The 18,707-nt window shown below is 67.1% G+C and carries 15 protein-coding genes and 1 pseudogene; 10 read left to right on the top strand and 6 right to left on the bottom strand.

What is annotated here, in order from left to right:
* Window positions 1-97 precede the first annotated feature (97 nt).
* Window positions 98-1,394: pseudogene (locus LDO86_RS19500) on the top strand (helix-turn-helix domain-containing protein).
* Window positions 1,395-1,410: 16 nt separating this feature from the next.
* On the opposite strand, the gene LDO86_RS19495 reads toward LDO86_RS19500, so the two are convergent.
* From LDO86_RS19495 to ptsP, 3 genes are read right to left on the bottom strand one after another with little or no spacing between them, the layout of a single operon-like run.
* Window positions 1,411-2,220, bottom strand: coding sequence for an alpha/beta fold hydrolase (locus LDO86_RS19495; protein WP_043425021.1), 810 nt, complete (start codon window positions 2,218-2,220; stop codon window positions 1,411-1,413).
* A 5-nt stretch (window positions 2,221-2,225) separates the two neighbouring features.
* On the bottom strand, window positions 2,226-2,648 hold the full coding sequence (locus LDO86_RS19490; protein WP_018769739.1) for a helix-turn-helix domain-containing protein: 423 nt from the start codon (window positions 2,646-2,648) through the stop codon (window positions 2,226-2,228).
* A gap of 44 nt (window positions 2,649-2,692) precedes the next feature.
* The gene (ptsP, locus tag LDO86_RS19485; RefSeq protein ID WP_018769738.1) at window positions 2,693-4,378 is read right to left on the bottom strand and encodes a phosphoenolpyruvate--protein phosphotransferase; all 1,686 of its coding nucleotides are present in this window, start codon (window positions 4,376-4,378) and stop codon (window positions 2,693-2,695) included.
* 161 nt (window positions 4,379-4,539) lie between these two features.
* On the opposite strand from ptsP, the gene LDO86_RS19480 reads away from it, so the two are divergent.
* From LDO86_RS19480 to LDO86_RS19455, 6 genes are all read left to right on the top strand, one after another.
* A complete protein-coding gene (locus LDO86_RS19480; RefSeq protein WP_026265838.1) occupies window positions 4,540-5,268 on the top strand; it encodes a TetR/AcrR family transcriptional regulator in 729 nt (242 codons plus the stop codon).
* A gap of 87 nt (window positions 5,269-5,355) precedes the next feature.
* Complete coding sequence (locus LDO86_RS19475; protein WP_018769736.1) at window positions 5,356-7,413, top strand: PTS mannitol transporter subunit IICBA; 2,058 nt, start codon at window positions 5,356-5,358, stop codon at window positions 7,411-7,413.
* The gene (locus LDO86_RS19470; RefSeq protein WP_018769735.1) at window positions 7,413-8,576 is read left to right on the top strand and encodes a mannitol-1-phosphate 5-dehydrogenase; all 1,164 of its coding nucleotides are present in this window, start codon (window positions 7,413-7,415) and stop codon (window positions 8,574-8,576) included. The genes LDO86_RS19475 and LDO86_RS19470 overlap by 1 nt, the downstream gene beginning before the upstream one ends.
* A gap of 179 nt (window positions 8,577-8,755) precedes the next feature.
* The gene (locus LDO86_RS19465) at window positions 8,756-9,247 is read left to right on the top strand and encodes a GNAT family N-acetyltransferase (RefSeq protein ID WP_018769734.1); all 492 of its coding nucleotides are present in this window, start codon (window positions 8,756-8,758) and stop codon (window positions 9,245-9,247) included.
* Between the two features lie 41 nt (window positions 9,248-9,288).
* Window positions 9,289-9,729 carry a MarR family transcriptional regulator gene (locus tag LDO86_RS19460; RefSeq protein ID WP_018769733.1) on the top strand — a complete coding sequence of 147 codons (441 nt, stop codon included), beginning with the start codon at window positions 9,289-9,291 and terminating at the stop codon, window positions 9,727-9,729.
* 28 nt (window positions 9,730-9,757) lie between these two features.
* The gene (locus LDO86_RS19455) at window positions 9,758-10,984 is read left to right on the top strand and encodes an MFS transporter (protein ID WP_018769732.1); all 1,227 of its coding nucleotides are present in this window, start codon (window positions 9,758-9,760) and stop codon (window positions 10,982-10,984) included.
* 120 nt (window positions 10,985-11,104) lie between these two features.
* Here the strand turns inward: LDO86_RS19455 and LDO86_RS19450 are convergent, their stop codons facing one another.
* From LDO86_RS19450 to rraA, 3 genes are all read right to left on the bottom strand, one after another.
* A complete protein-coding gene (locus LDO86_RS19450; protein ID WP_026265837.1) occupies window positions 11,105-12,544 on the bottom strand; it encodes a sugar porter family MFS transporter in 1,440 nt (479 codons plus the stop codon).
* A 200-nt stretch (window positions 12,545-12,744) separates the two neighbouring features.
* Complete coding sequence (locus LDO86_RS19445; protein WP_018769730.1) at window positions 12,745-14,409, bottom strand: MDR family MFS transporter; 1,665 nt, start codon at window positions 14,407-14,409, stop codon at window positions 12,745-12,747.
* A gap of 71 nt (window positions 14,410-14,480) precedes the next feature.
* A complete protein-coding gene (gene rraA, locus LDO86_RS19440; protein ID WP_018769729.1) occupies window positions 14,481-15,002 on the bottom strand; it encodes a ribonuclease E activity regulator RraA in 522 nt (173 codons plus the stop codon).
* Between the two features lie 143 nt (window positions 15,003-15,145).
* On the opposite strand from rraA, the gene LDO86_RS19435 reads away from it, so the two are divergent.
* The 3 genes from LDO86_RS19435 (at window position 15,146) to LDO86_RS19425 (ending at window position 18,663) form a co-directional block, all read left to right on the top strand.
* Window positions 15,146-16,429: an MFS transporter gene (locus LDO86_RS19435; protein ID WP_018769728.1), complete on the top strand. Its 1,284-nt coding sequence runs from the start codon at window positions 15,146-15,148 to the stop codon at window positions 16,427-16,429.
* A gap of 137 nt (window positions 16,430-16,566) precedes the next feature.
* Window positions 16,567-17,175, top strand: coding sequence for a TetR/AcrR family transcriptional regulator (locus LDO86_RS19430; protein ID WP_018769727.1), 609 nt, complete (start codon window positions 16,567-16,569; stop codon window positions 17,173-17,175).
* A gap of 288 nt (window positions 17,176-17,463) precedes the next feature.
* Complete coding sequence (locus tag LDO86_RS19425) at window positions 17,464-18,663, top strand: NADP-dependent malic enzyme (protein WP_018769726.1); 1,200 nt, start codon at window positions 17,464-17,466, stop codon at window positions 18,661-18,663.
* Window positions 18,664-18,707 lie beyond the last annotated feature (44 nt).

Raw genomic sequence — 18,707 nt, 5'->3', positions numbered from 1 at the left:
GATAAATCCGGCTGTGAGCCACGTGACACGGAGCGGGCTTGCAGCCATGCCAAGGACCCCCGTGATTCCGCGGTTTTGACGCTTCAGTGCTCGACAGGTGTCGAGCACTGAAGCGTCAGGTGTCGCCTCGTGTCCGTTCGTCTGTAGAGCTTCCAGCGCAGTAGTGTTGCCCCATGCAGCAGCAGGGTGTGGAACAGCTCGTCGAACAGGTGGCGCAGAAGCTGGGGCGCGGCCTGTCCCTCGAGGACCTGGACGGCCTTTTGCTGGCCTACAGCTCCAACCAGTCCCACGCCGACCGGGTGCGGGTGAACTTCCTGCTGAGCAAAAAGGTCCCGGCGGACGTGAGCGCGTGGCAGCTCTCGCACGGCATCGCCACCGCCGTGCGGCCCGTTGTGGTCCCGGCCAACCCTGAGCTGGGCATGCTGGGCAGGGTCTGCGTTCCGCTCATGGTGCGGGGCTTCCGCGTGGGTTACCTCTGGGTGCAGCAGGACTCCGCGGAGGAAAGCCCGACGGCGATCCTCACCCAGCTGCCGGGCGTGAACCATGAGCTTGAGCTGCTGTCCGGCCTCCTGCTCGATTCGAATACGGCCGAATCCGAATTCCGGCGGGGCCGGGAGCGGGAGTTCCTGGCCGCCTGCGCGGGAGAACCGAACGCCGTGGCCGCCGTGGCCGGGTGGAAGGAAGTCCAGGGCCGCGGTCCGTGGCAGATGGTCACGGTCCTCGATGCGGACGGCTGGGCCAGCGGCCCGGACCCCATCGCGTCCACCCTGATCCACCGCTCCACAGCGCTCCAGGCAACCGTGGGCGTGGACGCCGCCCTTTTCAGCGCCGGTACGGAAACCCACTCGGTGGTGCTGTTCCGCGAGTCGACGGGCCGGGCCAACCACGCCCAGGTCCTGGTCCACTACCAGCTGGAGCTGGCCAAACGGTCCGGCCGCCCGGTCCACCGGATCATCCTGGGCATCAGCGAGGGCTTCTCCAAGACCCGCCAGCTCTCCGAGGCATACCGGCAGTCGCGGGTGGCAGCGCAGGCGGCAGCCGTGGACCCGCAGCTGGGTGAACTGGTGGACATCCGCGCAACGGGCGTCTACCAGCTTCTCGCCTCGGCCGGGGGAGGGGTGGGGGCCTGGGCGGATTCCGGTTCGGTGTACTTCCGGATGCTCGAGGACCACGACCGCAACGGCGAGCTCATCCCGGTCCTTGAACTCCTGTATGACAACGATGGGTCCGTGCAGGATGTGGCCGGCAAGCTCCACCTGCACCGCAGCAGCATCTACAACAGGCTGGGCCGGATCCGGCAGCTGCTGGGGGTGGACCCGCTGAAGGGGATGCCCCGCCTGGAGCTGCACGCCGCGTTGAAGATGCGGCGCTGGGCGGCGAGGCCAAGGATCTGAGTACCCAGACCTGGCGTTAGGCACCGGCCTCGGTGAAGGACATGATGGCGGCCGCTACCTGCCGTGGCCGCAGGTGCTGGGCCACGTGTCCTGCCCGGTCGATCTCAACAAAGCGTCCCTGCGGCACCACCTGGGCGAGGAGGCGCGACCAATCCGCGCCCGCCACCGGGTCCTGTTTCCCGCGCAGGACCAGCACCGGCACATTGATGCCCGCCAGCCGCAGCTCCGTGGGGTAGCCCATCATCACGGGGAGCACGGTGAAGTACCATCGCGGACCGCAGCGGAAGTAGTCCGACACCACCAGCCAGTTGGAGGAGGCGCTTTCCCGGAGGAGTGAGTCCAGGAACAGTGCCAGGCCCTGCCGCCCCACGCTGCGGTGCCGCGAATCGACCACGGGACCCATCAACACCAGCCGCAGTGCCTGGTCCGGTGCGCAGAGTGCCGCCTCGATGGCGAACTGGACGCCCATCGAATGTCCCACCAGGATGTACGGGCCAATGCCGCTGGCCGTCAGAGCCTGCGCGATGAAGGCGCCGTAGTCCTCCACGGACAACTGCCTCCCCGGCCTGGGGGTGCCGGCAAAGCCCGGCAGGTCCAGGGAATAGGTGGGGGCAGTGGTGGCGAGCTCACCGTGCAGGCGGCGGAGGTAGCGGTGAGAAACGCCGATGCCGTGGATGAGGATGTATGCGGGCTCTCGCGAACAGTCCGCGCGTTCCAGCCCCGGTGCAGGTGTTCCATCAGCCCAGAGGATCCGGCCTTTCAGCCCGTGGGCTTCCAGGTCGGCTGACTGCAGCGGAGGGATTGTCCCGCCGCCGGCCTTCGCCATGGGCACTATTCCCGCGGGCCGGCGTCTGCCCCGGCGTTCTTGTCCTGCCTGCGCTTGTGTTCGGCAAGTTTCTGGCTTTTGAGCCACGCCATGATGTCAGCCTGCCGGATCCGCCGGTGCGAGCCGCGGTACTCCACCGGGATCTCACCGCGGTCCGTCATGTTGCGCAGGTAGGTGTGCGAAATCCCCGCCAGCTCTGCCGCCTGCGACGTGGTCAGCATTTCCGCCACGCTGCTCACGGTCACCGTTTCGCCGCGGCCCAGCCGGGCAAGGAGGTCCACGACGGCGTCCCGTGCCTGCCCGGGCAGCCGATGGACCGTTCCGTCGACGAAGACAGTGATGTCATTGCTGTCCTCGAGGGCGCGCGTCAGGACGCGGGCTTCGCCGGCGGGCAGGCCGGCCGTGACGCGGGGGGCTATCAATGCCATGGACGTAGCCTATCCCGGCCGCAGCCGGCGTGGCCGCGGACCCGTCAGAGCCCCAGCTCCTCCAATACCGGCAGCTTTTCCCGGACCCACGCCCGCGCCTCGGTGGCGCTCGGCGCGGACAGGGCGAGCTTGGCCAGGTCCTGGGCTTCGGACAGGGTTACCGTCTTCAGGACTGCTGCCACCGCGGCGAGGGACCGCGCCGTCATGGACAGGGTGCTGACGCCCAGTCCGGTGAGGACGACGGCGAGGGCGGGATCGGCGGCGGCCTCGCCGCAGACACCCACCGGTTTGTTGTGGCCCTCCGCCCGGGATCCTTCAACCGTCAGTCCGACCAGCCGCAGGACGGCCGGCTGCCACGGGGTGTTCAGGTTGGCCAGCGGGCCGAGCTGGCGGTCGGCGGCCATGGCGTACTGGGTCAGGTCGTTGGTGCCCAGGCTGGCAAAGCTGACTTCGCGGAGGATGGCCTCGGCGGTGAGGGCCGCCGAGGGGACCTCCACCATCACGCCGGGGGTCTTGATGCCCGCATCGGCGCACATGGAGGCGAACCGGGCCGCTTCTTCCGCAGTGGAGATCATCGGGGCCATGACCCAGACGTCGGCTTCTGACTGCTTCTGAGCCAGGGCAATGGCTTCCAGCTGCCGGTCCAGGACGCCGGGGGTGGTGAAGTCGGTGCGGTAGCCGCGGACGCCAAGGGCCGGGTTGGGCTCCGTGGAATCCGTCAGGAACGGCAGCGGCTTATCCGCGCCGGCATCCAGCGTCCGGAGGACCACCTTCTTGCCGGGGAAGGCATCAAAAACGCTCTTGTAGGCAGCAGCCTGCTCTTCGACGCTGGGTTCGGTGTCGCGCTCCAAAAAGCAGAACTCGGTGCGGAACAGGCCCACGCCCTGGGCGCCCAGCTTGGCGGCCGCTTCGGCGTCCTTGCCGCCGCCCACGTTGGCGAGCAGCGGCACCTCGTGGCCGTCCGCCGTCGCGCCCGTGCCGGTGAATTCAGCCAGCAGCGACGCCGTGGCGGCCCATGCTTCCGCTGTTGCCCGGAGGGATTCGTCGGGGTCGGAAGTGATGAGGCCGGCCGCGCCGTCCACGTACACCTCGGTGCCGTCCGGCAGTTCGTCCACTCCCACGGCGGCAACCACGGCGGGCAGGCCAAGGGACCGGGCGATGATGGCGGTGTGGGACTGGGGGCCGCCGCCGGCGGTGACCAGCGCCAGGACCTTGTTCGGGTCAAGCGTTGCGGTGTCCGCGGGGGCCAGGTCCTCGGCCACCAGGACGAACGGGGTGTTGGACGCGGGAATGCCGGGCGCGGGCACGCCGCGGAGCTCGGCCACGATGCGGGCGCGCACGTCCAGGACGTCGGTGGCACGTTCGGCCATGTAGCCGCCCAGGTTGTGCAGCATTTCGGAGACGGAGGAGCCGGACTCCCAGATGGCGCGTTCGGCAGAGGTGCCGCGGGCCACCAGCTTGGCCGCACCCTTGATCAGCATGGTGTCCTTGGCCATCAGGGCGGTGGCCTCCAGGACGGCCTTGCCGTCGCCGGTGGCATGGGCGGCGCGGTCCTTCAGTTCGTCGTGCACGGCCTGCGCGGCGGCCTTCAGTGCTGCGGTGGCTTCTTCTGCAGTGGTGTCCGGGGCCAGCTGTTCACCGGCGGGAGGCTCACTGATCGGTTTGGGCATCTGCCGGATGGTGCCGATGACGCGGCCTGGACTGACGCCTACTCCTGGGAAGTTCTGCACTGAAGGTCCTCATTCTCTGCCGGTAGACAGGCCCGCCAAGTTCCCCCGGCGCCGTGCCGGGTCCGCCGGAGGACTGCTACGTCCAGGGCGGGAAACGTGCCTGAAAAAATTGTATGTGATTCAGTTCATATAGCAACGCTATAGGTGCTAGGGTAGCGGTTATGAGTTTGGATGGCCAGCTTCCCCCCAAAATGCGGCTGCTCCGTGCTGCCGCGGAACTGCTGGCAAAATCCGCGGGGGCTCCGGTGTCCACGCGCCAGATCACGCAGCTGGCCGGGGTTTCGGCTCCTACGCTGTACCACCACTTCGGTGACAAGGAAGGTTTGTTCGACGCCGTCGTCGCCGCAGGGTTTGAAGAATATGTCGCGGGCGAAAGGGATTTCGCCCCCTCCGGACAGCCCATCGAGGACATCCGGAGAATGTGGGACAACCACGTCCAGTTCGGACTGAACCAGCCCGAGCTGTACCTGGTGATGTTCGGCAATATCCGCCCGGAGAGCCGGCCTGCCATCGTGGCGGACGCTGAGGCGCTCATGGAGGAGATGCTGAACAAGGCAGCGGCGGCGGGCCAGCTGAACGTCCAGCCCCGGGAGGCAGCCAGGTCCATCCTGGCTGCCAACGTGGGCGTGACGCTGATGCTGATTGCGGAGCCCGCTTCCGAACGCAACCTCGAACTGTCCACCATGACCCGGGACGCCATGATCTTCGCGGTGTCCGCCGAGCCCGCCAGCGGCCCGGCCCCGGGCGGCACCGGAAAGTCCTCGGTGGTGGTGGCAGCGATCGCCCTGAACGCCGCACTTCAGGCTTCGCACTCTGACCAGCTTTCCAGCTCGGAACTCAAGCTCTTCCTCGAATGGCTTCACCGGATCTCCACCAGCCCTGCCGGCTAGCCCCGGACCCCCGTAGTACCCAGCAGTACGTCGTCGTAATCATCGGACCACTCCTGCGGAGCAGCAGGAATGAGGTTAGGAAATCACATGGCAACAGAGACAGTTGCAAAACCCCGCACCAGCGCGCGCGTGCACGTCCAAAAGTTCGGGACATTCCTGTCCGGCATGATCATGCCCAACATTGGGGCGTTTATCGCCTGGGGCATCATCACGGCCCTCTTCATTGAGAAGGGCTGGCTGCCCGTACCCGTCCTCGGTGGCTTCGGTGAGACCGGCGGGAAGCCCAACGTCGGCCTTGTGGGCCCCATGATCACCTACCTGCTGCCACTCCTGATCGGATACACCGGCGGCAAGAACGTCTATGACGTCCGCGGCGGCGTGGTGGGGGCCATCGGCACCATGGGCGTGATCGTCGGTGCCGGCATCCCCATGTTCATCGGCGCCATGATCATGGGCCCGCTGGGCGGCTGGACCATGAAGAAGATCGACATGCTGTGGGAGGGCAAGATCCGCCCCGGCTTCGAGATGCTGGTCAACAACTTCTCTGCCGGTATCTGGGGCGCATTGCTCGCGATGCTGGGCTTCTTCGGCATTTCACCGCTGGTCACGGCCTTCAGCACCGGTGCCGGGAACGTGGTGCAGTTCCTGGTCAACAACGGCCTCCTGCCGCTGACCAGCATCTTCATCGAGCCTGCCAAGGTCTTGTTCCTGAACAACGCCATCAACCACGGCGTGCTGACCCCGCTGGGCGTCCAGCAGTCGCTGGACCAGGGCAAGTCCATCCTGTTCCTGCTTGAAGCCAACCCGGGTCCCGGCCTGGGCATCCTGCTGGCCTACATGTTCTTCGGCCGCGGTGCCGCCAAGGCGTCGGCGCCCGGTGCTGCGATCATCCACTTCCTGGGCGGCATCCACGAGATCTACTTCCCGTACGTGCTCATGCGCCCGCTGCTGATCCTGGCCGCAATCGCAGGCGGCATGACCGGCATCGCCACCCTGGCCGTCACCGGCGCGGGCCTGGTTGCGCCGGCCGCTCCGGGATCCATCCTCGCCGTGCTGGCCCAGACGTCCCGCGACAGCTACCTCGGCGTGATCCTGTCGGTGGTGCTCGCCGCCACGGCATCCTTCCTGGTGGCCTCCGTCATCATGAAGACCACCAAGCACAGTGACGAAACAGACCTGGGCGACGCCACCGCCCGCATGGAGGCAATGAAGGGCAAGAAGAGCTCGGTTTCCTCCACCCTGACAGGTGCAGGTGCAGGCGCTTCCGCAGGTGCCGCGTCCGGCGGCCGCGGCGGAGTGGGCGTGCTGGCCGGACCCGTCCGGAACATCGTGTTCGCCTGCGACGCCGGCATGGGCTCCAGCGCCATGGGCGCCTCGGTGCTGCGGAACAAGATCAAGGCGGCCGGGTTCCCGGACGTCAAGGTCACCAACGCCTCCATCGCCAGCCTCAGCGACACCTACGACGTGGTGATCACGCACCAGGACCTGACCGAGCGGGCCAAGCCGGCCACGTCCAGTGCCGTCCACTACTCGGTGGACAACTTCATGAGCAGCCCGCGGTACGACGAGATCGTCGAGCTGGTCCGCGAGAGCAACACGGAAGGCGGAACGTCCGACGCCGGCACCGCCCACGGTGCGCACGCCGCCGAGGCGCCGGTGGACGCAGCGCCTGCCGCAGCAGGTGCGGCAGCGGCAGCTCCTGCCGCCGGCAGCTCCGACATCCTGGCCCGCGAGAGCGTGGTCATGCGCGGTTCGGCCACCACCCGCGACGCCGCCATCGACGAGGCGGGCCGGCTGCTGCTGGCCCGTGGCGCCGTGGATGAGGGCTACATCGCCGCCATGCATGAGCGGGAAGAGTCCGTATCCACCTACATGGGCAGCTTCCTGGCCATCCCGCACGGCACCAACGCCGCCAAGGACCACATCCGCAAGTCGGCGGTTTCCGTCATCCGGTACCCGGAAGGCATCGACTGGAACGGCAAGCAGGTGAAGTTCGTGGTGGGCGTCGCCGGCATCAACAACGAGCACCTGCACATCCTGTCGTCCATCGCCAAGGTCTTCACCAACAAGGAACAGGTTGCCCGGCTCGAGGCCGCCACGTCCGAGGATGAAGTCCTGGAGCTTTTCGGAAAGGTCAACGCATAGTGAAGGCAGTACATTTTGGGGCCGGCAACATCGGCCGCGGCTTCGTGGGGCTGCTCCTGCATGACGCCGGCTACGAAGTGGTGTTCGCGGACGTGGCCGAAGACCTGATCAACCGGCTCAAGGAAGCGGACAGCTACGCCGTGCACGAAGTGGGGGAGAATCCCGCCGTGCGGACCGTGGACAACTTCCGGGCGCTGAACTCCAACGCCCAGGAAGCGGAACTGGTCTCCGAGATCGCCACGGCGGACATCGTCACCACCGCAGTGGGCCCGCACATCCTGAAGTTCGTGGCGCCGGTGATCGCCAAGGGCATCGCCGCAAGGGAGCCCGGCCGGGCGCCCCTGCAGGTGATGGCCTGTGAGAACGCGATCAACGCCACGGACATCCTGGCCAAGGAGGTGGCCGCCCAGCCAGGGGCCACCGCCGCAGTGCTGGACGGCAAGGCAGTGTTCGCCAATACTGCCGTGGACCGGATCGTGCCCAACCAGGAGGCCGGGCAGGGGCTGGACGTAACAGTGGAGACTTTTTACGAATGGGTCATCGACCGCACCGCGTTCGGTGACTCCGCTCCGGCCATTCCCGGCGCCACGTTCGTGGACGACCTCTCGCCCTACATCGAGCGGAAGCTGTTCACCGTGAATACCGGCCACGCCTCGGCGGCATACTTCGGGTTCGAGGCGGGCCTGGAGAAGATCTCCGACGCCATGGCGGACCAGGACGTGGCGGAGGATGTCCGGGCGGTGCTGGAGGAAACCAAGCAGCTCCTGGTGGCCAAGCACGGGTTCAGCAACGATGAGCAGGAAGCCTACGTCCAGAAGATCCTGGTCAGGTTCTCCAATCCCTATCTTCCGGACACCGTCAACCGGGTGGGCCGTGCTCCGCTGCGGAAGCTGAGCCGGAACGAGCGCTTCATCGGCCCCGCCGCCGAGCTGGCCGAACGTGGCGTGGTGCCGGAGGCCCTGCTTGGTGCCATCGCATCAGCGCTCCGGTTCAACGACCCCGCTGATACAGAGGCCACGGAGCTGGCAGAAATCCTTCGCTCCACCAGCCCCGCCGACGCCACGGCAAAAATCACCGGGCTGGCGCCTGGCCACCCGCTGTTCGCCGCCGTTGCCACCCTCGTCGAGGAGCGGCAGGCCGAAATGGCCGGCACCCCCGCCTGACGCGCCAACTGACACGCTCCATCATTACCTGCGCCCTCAAGCGCAACGCTCCATCAGATCCTGCAGGAATTCCGGCGACGCTCCATCAGAACGACGCCGGCACTTACCCAAGTGCCGGCGTCGTTCTTTGTCTGTGCCAAGCTGGGCGGGTGAACCAGAACCCAAATGCCGCGCCTGCTTTGCTCACCGCCGACGTCGACGGCGGGACGTTCCGCCTCAGGCACGCGACGCGTGCCGACATCCCGGACATGGTGCGCCTGCTGGCCGACGACGCCCTGGGCGCCGGCCGCGAGACCGCGAAGGATATGGAACCCTACGAACGCGCCTTTGACGCGATCCACGCCGACCCCGCCCATCTCCTGCTCGTCGGCGAAAGGGTGCCGCAGGGGGAAGAGGAGGGGCCGGTGGTTGCAACCTTCCAGCTGAGCTTCCTTCCCGGCATCTCCAGACAGGGCGCGTGGCGCTCGCAGCTCGAAGGTGTCCGCGTGGCCGCGTCCCTTCGCGGGCAGGGCCTGGGGAGGCTCATGGTGGGCTGGGCCATCGCGGAGTCGCGGCGCCGGGGCTGCGACCTGATGCAGCTGACAACGCACCATAGCCGTTCGGCAGCCCAGCGGTTCTACCAACAGCTGGGCTTCGAGGCCAGCCACGTCGGCATGAAGCTGGCCCTCTAGGCCTTGACCGTTAGGTACCCTAACTATTAGGGTACCTAACGATGACTGACGACGATCCCCAGCTCCACGAACTTGCCGCCGCCTTCCGCGAAGCCCTCCGCCACAGCGTCTACCTGGTCCGGCGCCTCGACGCGGACGGTGAACTCAGCGCCGCCCAGCTCAGCACGCTCAAGATGCTGCTCGGTGAAGGCCAGCGGGTCGGTGAAATCGCCCGGAACCTCGGGGTCCGCGTGCCCAGCGCCACGGAGCAGATCATCAAACTTGAACGCGCCGGCCTGGCCCGCCGCGAGCCGGATCCGGCAGACTCCCGTGCCGTCCGGGTGATCCTCACCCCCGAAGGCCGTGCCGCCGTCGACGCCGCAAACAAGCGCCGCAACCAGGTGATGGCCGACATCCTCAGCACGCTCACCGACCAGGACCGCCAAGCCCTGGCGGAGGCCCTGCCGGTCATCGACAAAATCAACGCATCCCTCCAGAACTGAACCAGCCACGAACTTAGGAGCACCCTCCATGGACGGCCAGCTCGCAGAAACCCTGCAAGCACCAGAATCAACCTTGACGGCCGAAAAGGCCTCATTCCTCAAACAGCCGAAGGCGGTTTGGGCCACCGCCCTCGCCGCAGTGTTCGCCTTCATGGGCATCGGCCTGGTGGACCCCATCCTTCCGGCCATCGCCACCAACCTGGACGCCAGCCCCAGCCAGGTCTCCCTCCTCTTCACCAGCTACTTCCTGGTCACCGCGCTGGCCATGCTGATCACGGGGTTCGTCTCCTCCCGCATCGGCGGCAAACGGACGCTGCTGATCGGCCTGGCCGTCATCGTCGTGTTCTCCTCGCTGTCCGGCCTGTCCGGCAGCGTCGATGAGCTGGTGGGCTTCCGCGCCGGCTGGGGACTGGGCAACGCCCTGTTCGTCGCCACCGCCCTCGCCGTCATTGTTGGGGTGGCCAGCGGCGGCGCCGGCACCGCCATCATCCTCTACGAAGCCGCACTGGGCCTGGGCATCTCGCTCGGCCCGCTGCTCGGCGCCCTCCTGGGCGGCTGGCAGTGGCGCGCCCCGTTCTTCGGCACCGCCGTCCTCATGGCCGCCGCCTTCATCGCCCTGATCGCCCTCCTGCCCAGGACGCCGCTGCCTGAGCGCAAGGTGCGGTTGCGGGACCCCCTGCTGGCGCTGGGTCACAAGGGACTGCGGACGACGGCGGCAAGCGGCTTGTTCTACAACTACGGCTTCTTCACCATCCTGGCTTTCACCCCGTTCATCCTGGGCATGGACGCGTACGGCATCGGCGGCGTCTTCTTTGGCTGGGGTGTGGCCGTGGCGGTATTTTCCGTCTTCGTTGCACCGGTCCTGCAGACCCGCTTCGGCGCGGTGAAGGTACTGACCGGCACTTTGTTCGTCCTCATGCTGGACCTGGCCGGGCTGGGACTGGCCGCGGGGCACTCGGTGCCTGCCGTCGTCGTCCTGGTCATTGTTGCCGGCGCGCTGCTGGGCATCAACAACACCATCTACACGGAACTGGCCATGGGCGTCTCTGATTCGCCCCGGCCGGTGGCTTCCTCCGGCTACAACTTTGTCCGCTGGATGGGCGGTGCCCTGGCCCCGTTCGCGGCGGCGCAGCTCGGTGAGCACTTCGGCCCGCAGGTCCCGTTCTTTGCCGGGGCGGTGGCCATGGTGATCGCCATCCTGGTCGCGTTCGGCGGCCGGGCCTACCTGTCCTCGCACGAACCGCACGTCGTGTAGCCGCTGCCGGCGCACCAACGGACAAACCCTCCATCACGGCATGTGATGGAGGGTTTGGTGTTTTCCTGCTGAAGCTGATGGGGCGTTCCAGGGAAGGCCGCCAAAAGTGATGGGGCGTTGCTAGGCCTTGGCGGAGCCCTTGGGTACGAACAGCGTCTCGGCCTGCTCCAGGGACATGCCGTTGGTCTCCGGGACCTTGAACATGACGAAGAAGAAGGAAGCCGCAGCGAACAGGGCGTACATGGCATAGGTCAGCGGCAGCGAGCCCGCTGCCATGACCGGGAAGCTCAGGGTGATCACGAAGTTGGCCACCCACTGGGCCGCTGCGGCCAGGCCCAGCGCCCGGGCACGGATCCGGGACGGGAAGATCTCGCCCAGGAGGACCCACACCAGCGGTCCCCAGGACGCGCCGAAGCTGATCACGAAGACGTTGGCGGCCACCAGGGCCACTGGGCCCCACGCGCCCGGCAGGCTGATGTTCTCGCCGCTGCCTGTTGCCGAGGAGAACGCCACGGCCATGGCGCCCAGGGACACGGCCATGCCCACGGACCCGGCCAGCAGGATGGGCCGGCGGCCCACGCGGTCCACCAGGGCGATGGCCACGAGGGTTACCAGGATGTTGGTGACGGAGGTTGCCACCGAGATGGCCAGGGAGTCCTTCTCCTGGAAGCCCACGGCCTTCCACAGGGTGGTGGAGTAGTAGAAGATCACGTTGATGCCCACGAACTGCTGGAGCACCGACAACGTGATGCCCACCCAAACCACAGCCTGCAGGCCAAAGGCCTTGCCGCGGAGGGACCCCTTTTGCCCGGCCAGCTTGTCTTCCTCAATGGCTTCCCGGATGTCCCGGATATGCCGACCGGCATCCTCGGTGGGTGCGATGGACTCAAAGACTTCCCGGGCCTGGTCCTCTTTGCCCTGGAACACCAGGAACCGCGGGGACTCGGGCAGGGTGAACGCCACCCAACCGTAAACGACGGCCGGGACGGCGGCGGCCAGGAACATCCAGCGCCATGATTCAATGCCCAGCCAGAAGGCCTGGTCCGCACCGCCGGCACTGGTGGCCAGGAGCGCGTCAGACAGCAGCGCGGCAAAAATACCCGTAGTGATGGCCAGCTGCTGCAGCGAAGCCAGGCGGCCGCGGACCTTTCGCGGCGAAATCTCGGAGATGTAGGCGGGCGCGATGACGGAGGCCAGCCCGATGCCCAGGCCGCCCACCAGGCGCCAGAACACCAGGTCCCAGACGCCGAACGCGAAACCCGTGCCCACGGCGCTGACCAGGAACAGCAGGGCGCCCAGCTTCATGGCCGGAATGCGGCCGTAGCGGTCCGCCACCTTGCCGGCCAGGAAGGCGCCTGCAGCACAGCCCAGCAGGGCAATGGCTACGGCGAAGCCCGTGACGGCCTCTGACAGGGCAAATTCTTCCTTCATGGCGTCCACGGCGCCGTTGACCACCGATGAGTCGAAGCCGAAGAGGAATCCGCCCACCGCCCCCGCGAGCGCCAGCCAGATCACCCGCCGCGGTATCCCGGTTGTGGTCTGCTCCTGTGCAGTGGGCATGGTTCTCCCTGGGTTTGGGGGTTTTATGGATGCGGTGCGGACGTCGTCGGCTGCGGTACCGGCAGAATGGCCGGCGCACACGCGCTAAACAGTGTGGCACGTCACCGCCCGAGGTTCCACTTGGCGCCGTTTGCCCCGTTAACGCAGGACGACGACGGCGGGCTGTGCCGCCGTCGTCGTCCCACCCGTGCGCTTACGGGCTAGTGCGCCGGAATCTCCATGCTGTCCTTGTCCTGCGGGGATGCCTTCTGGTCGGTCAGCTTCTTCCGCGGAAGGGCGAAGCTGATGAGGAACGCCAGGCCGGTGAGCGCCGCGGCCGTCAGCATCACGGTGTCGATGGACGTGGCGAAGCCCTCGGTGATGGGCCTGGTGAGGGTGCTGTTGGCGGTATGCAGCCAGCTGGTGTCGTTCAGGGAGTCGTTCGAGGCGCCGTTCTTGAAGAATTCATAGAGCTTGGCGTTGGCAGGGTCCGACGCGACGGCAGGGTCCTTCAGGACGGCCAGGTAGGCCGGGTCCGTGGTGGCGGCCTTCATGGCGTCGGCAATGCGGCTTGCCGCCATGCTGAAGAGCATGGAGATGAAGACGGCGGTGCCCACGGCGCCGCCCATGGAGCGGAAGAACGCTGCGGAGGAGGTTCCCACGCCCATGTCCCGCGGCGGTACCGAGGTCTGCATGGCCAGGGTGAGCGGCTGCATGCAGAAGCCCAGGCCGACGCCGAAGAAGACGGCGATGAGTCCGGGGACCCAGAGTTCGGTGTCCACTGCCAGTGAGAAGCCCATCACCAGGGCGGCGGCGGTCAGGATGCCGGTACCCATGATGGGGAAGATGCGGAACGTGCCGGAGGCCGAGATGGTGCGGCCGGCGGTGATGGAGCCGAACAGGATGCCCACGGTGAAGGTGATCATCATCAGGCCGGCCTCGGTGGGGGTGAGGCCCTTGACCAGCTGGAGGTACATCGGAAGCATGGCGATTGCGCCGAACATGCCGATGCCGATGATGAAGTTCAGCAGCGAGGACAGTCCGAACGTGATGTTGTGGAAGAGCCGGAGCGGGATCAAGGCGTAGTCGCCGGCGCGCTTCTCCGCCAGCAGGAACCAGGCAATGCCCACCACACCCAGGCCGTAGCAGAGGAAAGAGTTCACGGAGGTCCAGCCCCACGTGCGGCCCTGCTCAGCCACCAGGAGGAGCGGAACGATGGCCACGGTGATGGCGGCGGCGCCCCAGTAGTCGATTTTCTGTTTCAGGTGCTTGGCGGGCAGGTGCAGGAACAGGAACACCACCGTCAGCGCGGCAAGGCCAATGGGAATGTTGATGAAGAAGACCCAGCGCCAGCCGTCAAAACCGAGGATGTTCGCCGAGCCGGCGAATGCCCCACCCACCACCGGGCCCAGGACCGAGGAGATGCCGAACACGGACATGAAGTAGCCCTGGAACTTGGCGCGGTCCTTGAGCGAGACGATGTCGCCGATGATGGTCAGCGCCAGGGCCAGCAGGCCGCCGGCGCCCAGGCCCTGGATGCCGCGGGCAACTGCGAGTTCGGTCATCGAGTGGACCGAGCCGGCGTAAAGCGAGCCCACCAGGAAGATGAGGATCGCGGTCAGGTACAGCGGGCGGCGTCCGAAGATGTCACTCAATTTGCCGTACAGCGGGGTGCTGACCGTGGAGGTGATCAGGTACGCGGTGGTGGCCCACGCCTGCAGGGAGAGCCCGTCCAGGTCATTGGCAATGGTGTAGATGGAAGTGGAGACGATGGTCTGGTCAAGGGATGCCAGGAACATGCCCAGCATCAGGCCCACCATCACGGTGACGATCTGGCGTTGCGTCAGGGTTTCTCCGGGGCCGGGCGCGGCAGTGGCTTTGGACATGGGTGCTCCAAGGGGAAGGAAAGGATATAAGCAGCGATAGTTGCTTTCAGTAACTATCTTACTCGTTGTTTTTATTCCCCGTCCTGCCGGGCTTCCTGCTGGCGCTCCACGAGGATGCCGTCCGGATCGCACCAGACGGTGGCTCCGGGGCGGAAGGTCACGCCGTCGATCACCACATCCACGTCAACCTCGCCGGCCCCCGCCTTCTGGCTCTTCCTGGGGTTGCTGCCCAGGGCCTTGACGCCAAGGTCCAGGTCCGCGATCGCCAGCCGGTCACGGATGGCGCCGTTGATGACGACGCCGGCCCAGCCGTTTGCCACGGCGCTTTCGGCGATCATGTCCCCCATCAGGGCCGTGCCCAGCGATCCGCCGCCGTCCACCACCAGGACCGCCCCGTTCCCCGGTGACCCCAGCGTGGACTTCACCAGGGCGTTGTCCTGGAAGCAGCGAATGGTGCGGACCCGGCCGCTGAAGTGCGAGCGGCCGCCCAGGGACTGGAACTGCAGGGAGACGGACGCCAGCTCGTCGCCGCGCTCATCGTAGAGGTCGGCGGTATTGACCGCTGTGCCTTCGGTCGGGGTGGGTGCGCTCATCTGGTTCTCCTCGATACTCGGCAATTTGTTACCCGGCAACGTGATCCCCCGGGCGGCGTTGACCGCCGCGTGCCCGGTGGCCCGGTACCGCCCACGATAGTCTGATTCCACCGCCAGCCGGCCGCACCAAGGGGAGCACGCCAATGAGTCCGTTCAACACGCCCGCGCCGCCGGATGATGCCGCAGGCAAAACCGCGACGGCGGCGCTCGCCGAGCCGGTGCAGAAGGTCACCGCCCGTTGGGTCACCGGCCTGGTGCTGGTGAACGTGGGCATCAACGCGGCGTTCTTCGGTCCCATCAACGTGTTCATCGGCCAGCAGGCCATCAGCATTGATGCGCCTTCCAAGGAAGCCATCCTCTCGCTGGTGACGGCCTGCGGTGCGGGGGTTTCGCTGGTGGCCAACCCCCTCTTCGGTGCCCTCTCGGACCGGACTACGTCCCGGTTCGGCCGGCGGGCCCCGTGGGTGCTGGCCGGGGCAGTCCTGGCCACGGCGGCGCTGCTGGCCATGTCCTTCTCTGCCGCGGTGGCCCTGATGGTGCTTTTCTGGTGCCTGGTGCAGCTGGGTGCAAATGCCGCGTACGCGGCCATTACCGCCGCCGTCCCGGACCGGGTTCCCGTCATCCAGCGCGGGGGAGTGGGCGGACTCGCGGCCATGGGGCAGACCCTTGGCATCCTCACTGGCGCGGTTTTCGGGGCAGTGGTCTCCGGCAACTTCATGGTGGGCTACTGGCTGTGTGCGGGCGCCCTGCTGGTGTCCGTGCTGCCGTACCTGTTCCACCGGAATGATCCCGCCCTGCCCAAGTCCGGGCTGGAGGCTTTCCGGCCCAGGGTTTTCCTCAAGGGTTTCTGGATCAGTCCCCGGCGCCACCCGGATTTCGCCTGGGCCTGGCTCACGCGCTTCCTGGTCAACGTGGGAAACCAGCTGACCATCGTCTACCTGCTCTTCTTCCTGCGTGACGTCATAGGCCATGAGGATCCTGCCGCGGGGGTTCTGGTCCTGACGGGTATCTACGCGGTGATGGTCATGGCCACCGCGGTGGTGGCCGGTCCCTGGAGTGACCGGGTGGGCAGGCGGAAACCGTTCGTCATCGCCTCCTCGGCCATAATCGCCATGGCCGGAGCCATCATGGCCTTCTTTCCCGTCTGGCCCGGCGCGCTCGCCGGCGCCGCCGTCCTGGGCGTCGGTTTCGGCGCCTACCTGGCCGTGGACTTTGCGCTGCTGACCCAGGTCCTGCCGTTCGCCGTCAGCCGCGGCAAGGACATGGGGATCATCAACGTGGCCAACTCGCTGCCGCAGGTGGTTGCCCCGGGACTGGCGCTGCTGGCCGTGGCCTACTGGGGTGGCTACCGGACGCTGTTCCTCACGGCGGCTGCCATCGGGCTGCTGGGTGCCGTTTTCGTGGTGAAAATCAAGGGCGTCGACTGACCTGCCGGCGCCCGAAACTAAGGCCGCTGACTAATTAGGGCACACGCCTGTGCCGTATAGTTGAACCGGGCTGCAGGGCGGTACGGAAGTGGGGGCGCTCCTGGCCGCAGTCCCTACGACACAACCCCGGAATGCTGATGCCCGAGACTTTTTCAGACCATCCGCCCATGGCCGCCCGGCCTTCCGCTCCACGCCAGCGCCTCCGCTACACGCGGATCCTGGACACCGCCGCAGGGTTCGCCCGCACGGGTCTTGACGCCGTGGAACTCTCCGAAGTCGCAGAAAAAGCGGACGTGCCACTGGGAACCCTCTACCGTTACTTTCCGTCCCCCACCCACCTGATGCTGGCGCTGTACCGGCAGCAGCTGGACGAGCTGCAGGCCGGTTCCCGGGGCTCGTCGCCGCGCTTCCGGGGCCGGGCACTGTCCGGCCTGCTGATGGAAATCTTCCACATGCGCGTCATGCAGCCCGCGGTGGAGCAATGCCTCAGCCGGGGCGTGTACCACCCGGACAAGGACACCACCGCACTCCTGCGCGAGATTGATGCACTCAGCGAAAAGCTCGTTGCGGGTGCCTGCGGCGACGCCGTGGGAGCCAGGGTCCTCCTCCTGACCGTCACTGGTCTGGTCCAGTCCGTCCGGAGCCGCCGACTGTCCCTCTTCGAAGCCGAGGAGGACCTGAAAAAGGCGTGCGGTCGGCTGTCCCCCGGGGCCGAGGCGGGCTTCACAGTGTCCCGGTCGGCGTAACTGGTCTAGACCAAAAGGCAATTAAATACGCCATAATGCCGTGATCTGGATCACAAATCGTCCTGCATAAACGTTTTGTCAGGCTAAAGCTGTGTCAAGCAGGACCCGGCAGCCCTTTCGGGCCTGCCTACCATTGGGGCACAGGAGCGGCAGGGCGGAAACATCCCCGGCGTTCCCGCGGACCCGCCACCCTTGGGTTTCCTGTCGCACTACCTTCCACGCCTGGGCCCGGGAGGGCCCGGTTCCCGATGTGCCGTGTGCCCACGGCCAGCACCAGGAGACAACGACGTGTCCATTGACGCAATCACAGCCACCGACGATTCAGCAGCCACGGCCTTGACCGAAGACGAAATCTTCACGGCCCACCAGGGCGGCAAGCTCTCCGTCACCAGCACTGTTCCGCTGTCCAACAAGCGGGACCTGTCCATCGCCTACACCCCCGGAGTGGCCGAGGTGAGCCGGGCCATCCACGCCAAGCCCGAACTGGCCCGCACCCTGACCTGGGCCGAGCGCCTGGTGGTCGTGGTCAGCGACGGCACTGCCGTCCTGGGCCTGGGCAACATCGGGGCCAGCGCCTCGCTGCCGGTCATGGAAGGCAAGTCCGCCCTCTTCAAGACCTTCGGCGACCTTGATTCCATCCCCCTGGTCCTCAACACCACGGACGTGGACGAGATCGTGGAAACCCTGGTCCGCCTGCGCCCCAGCTTCGGCGCCGTGAACCTTGAGGACATCTCCGCCCCGCGCTGCTTCGAGCTCGAGGAAAAGCTGATCGAAGCCCTTGACTGCCCGGTCATGCACGACGACCAGCACGGAACCGCCGTCGTGGCCCTGGCAGCGCTGACCAACGCCGCCAAGGTGACCGGCCGCGGCCTCGAGGGCCTGAAGGTGGTGGTGTCCGGCGCCGGCGCGGCGGGGATCGCCGTCGCCGAAATCCTGCTCGCAGCCGGGATCACCGACGTCGTCCTGCTCGACTCCCGCGGAGTCATCAACAGCGGCCGCGCCGACCTCGCTGCCAGCCCCGACAGCAAGAAGGCCGACCTCGCCGGCCGCAGCAACCCCCGCGGCATCACCGGCGGACCTGCTGAAGCGCTGGCCGGTGCCGACGTCTTCATCGGCGTCTCCTCCTCGAAGCTGGACGAGGCGCACCTGGCATCGATGAACCAGGACGCCATCGTGTTCGCCCTGTCCAACCCGGATCCCGAAGTCCTGCCCGAGGTGGCCGTAAAGTACGCCGCCGTGGTGGCCACCGGCCGCAGCGACTTCCCCAACCAGATCAACAACGTCCTGGCGTTCCCAGGCATCTTCCGCGGTGCCCTCGACGCCGGCGCCCGCCGCATCACCCCGGCCATGAAGCTCGCAGCGGCGCGCGCCATCGCCGGGCTCGCCGCCGAGGACCTCTCGGCCGACTACATCGTCCCCAGCCCGCTGGATCCCCGCGTGGCACCGGCGGTCACCGCGGCCGTCGCCGCGGCGGTGGAAGCGGAGTAAATCCCCTTTCCGGCAGAAACCACGACGGCGGTGCCTCCTTCCCC

The sequence above is a fragment of the Arthrobacter sp. StoSoilB19 genome (assembly GCF_019977275.1).
GTDB lineage: Bacteria > Actinomycetota > Actinomycetes > Actinomycetales > Micrococcaceae > Arthrobacter.
The sequence above is the reverse complement of the archived record's forward strand: the minus strand, read 5'-3'. Positions and strand labels throughout refer to the sequence as shown.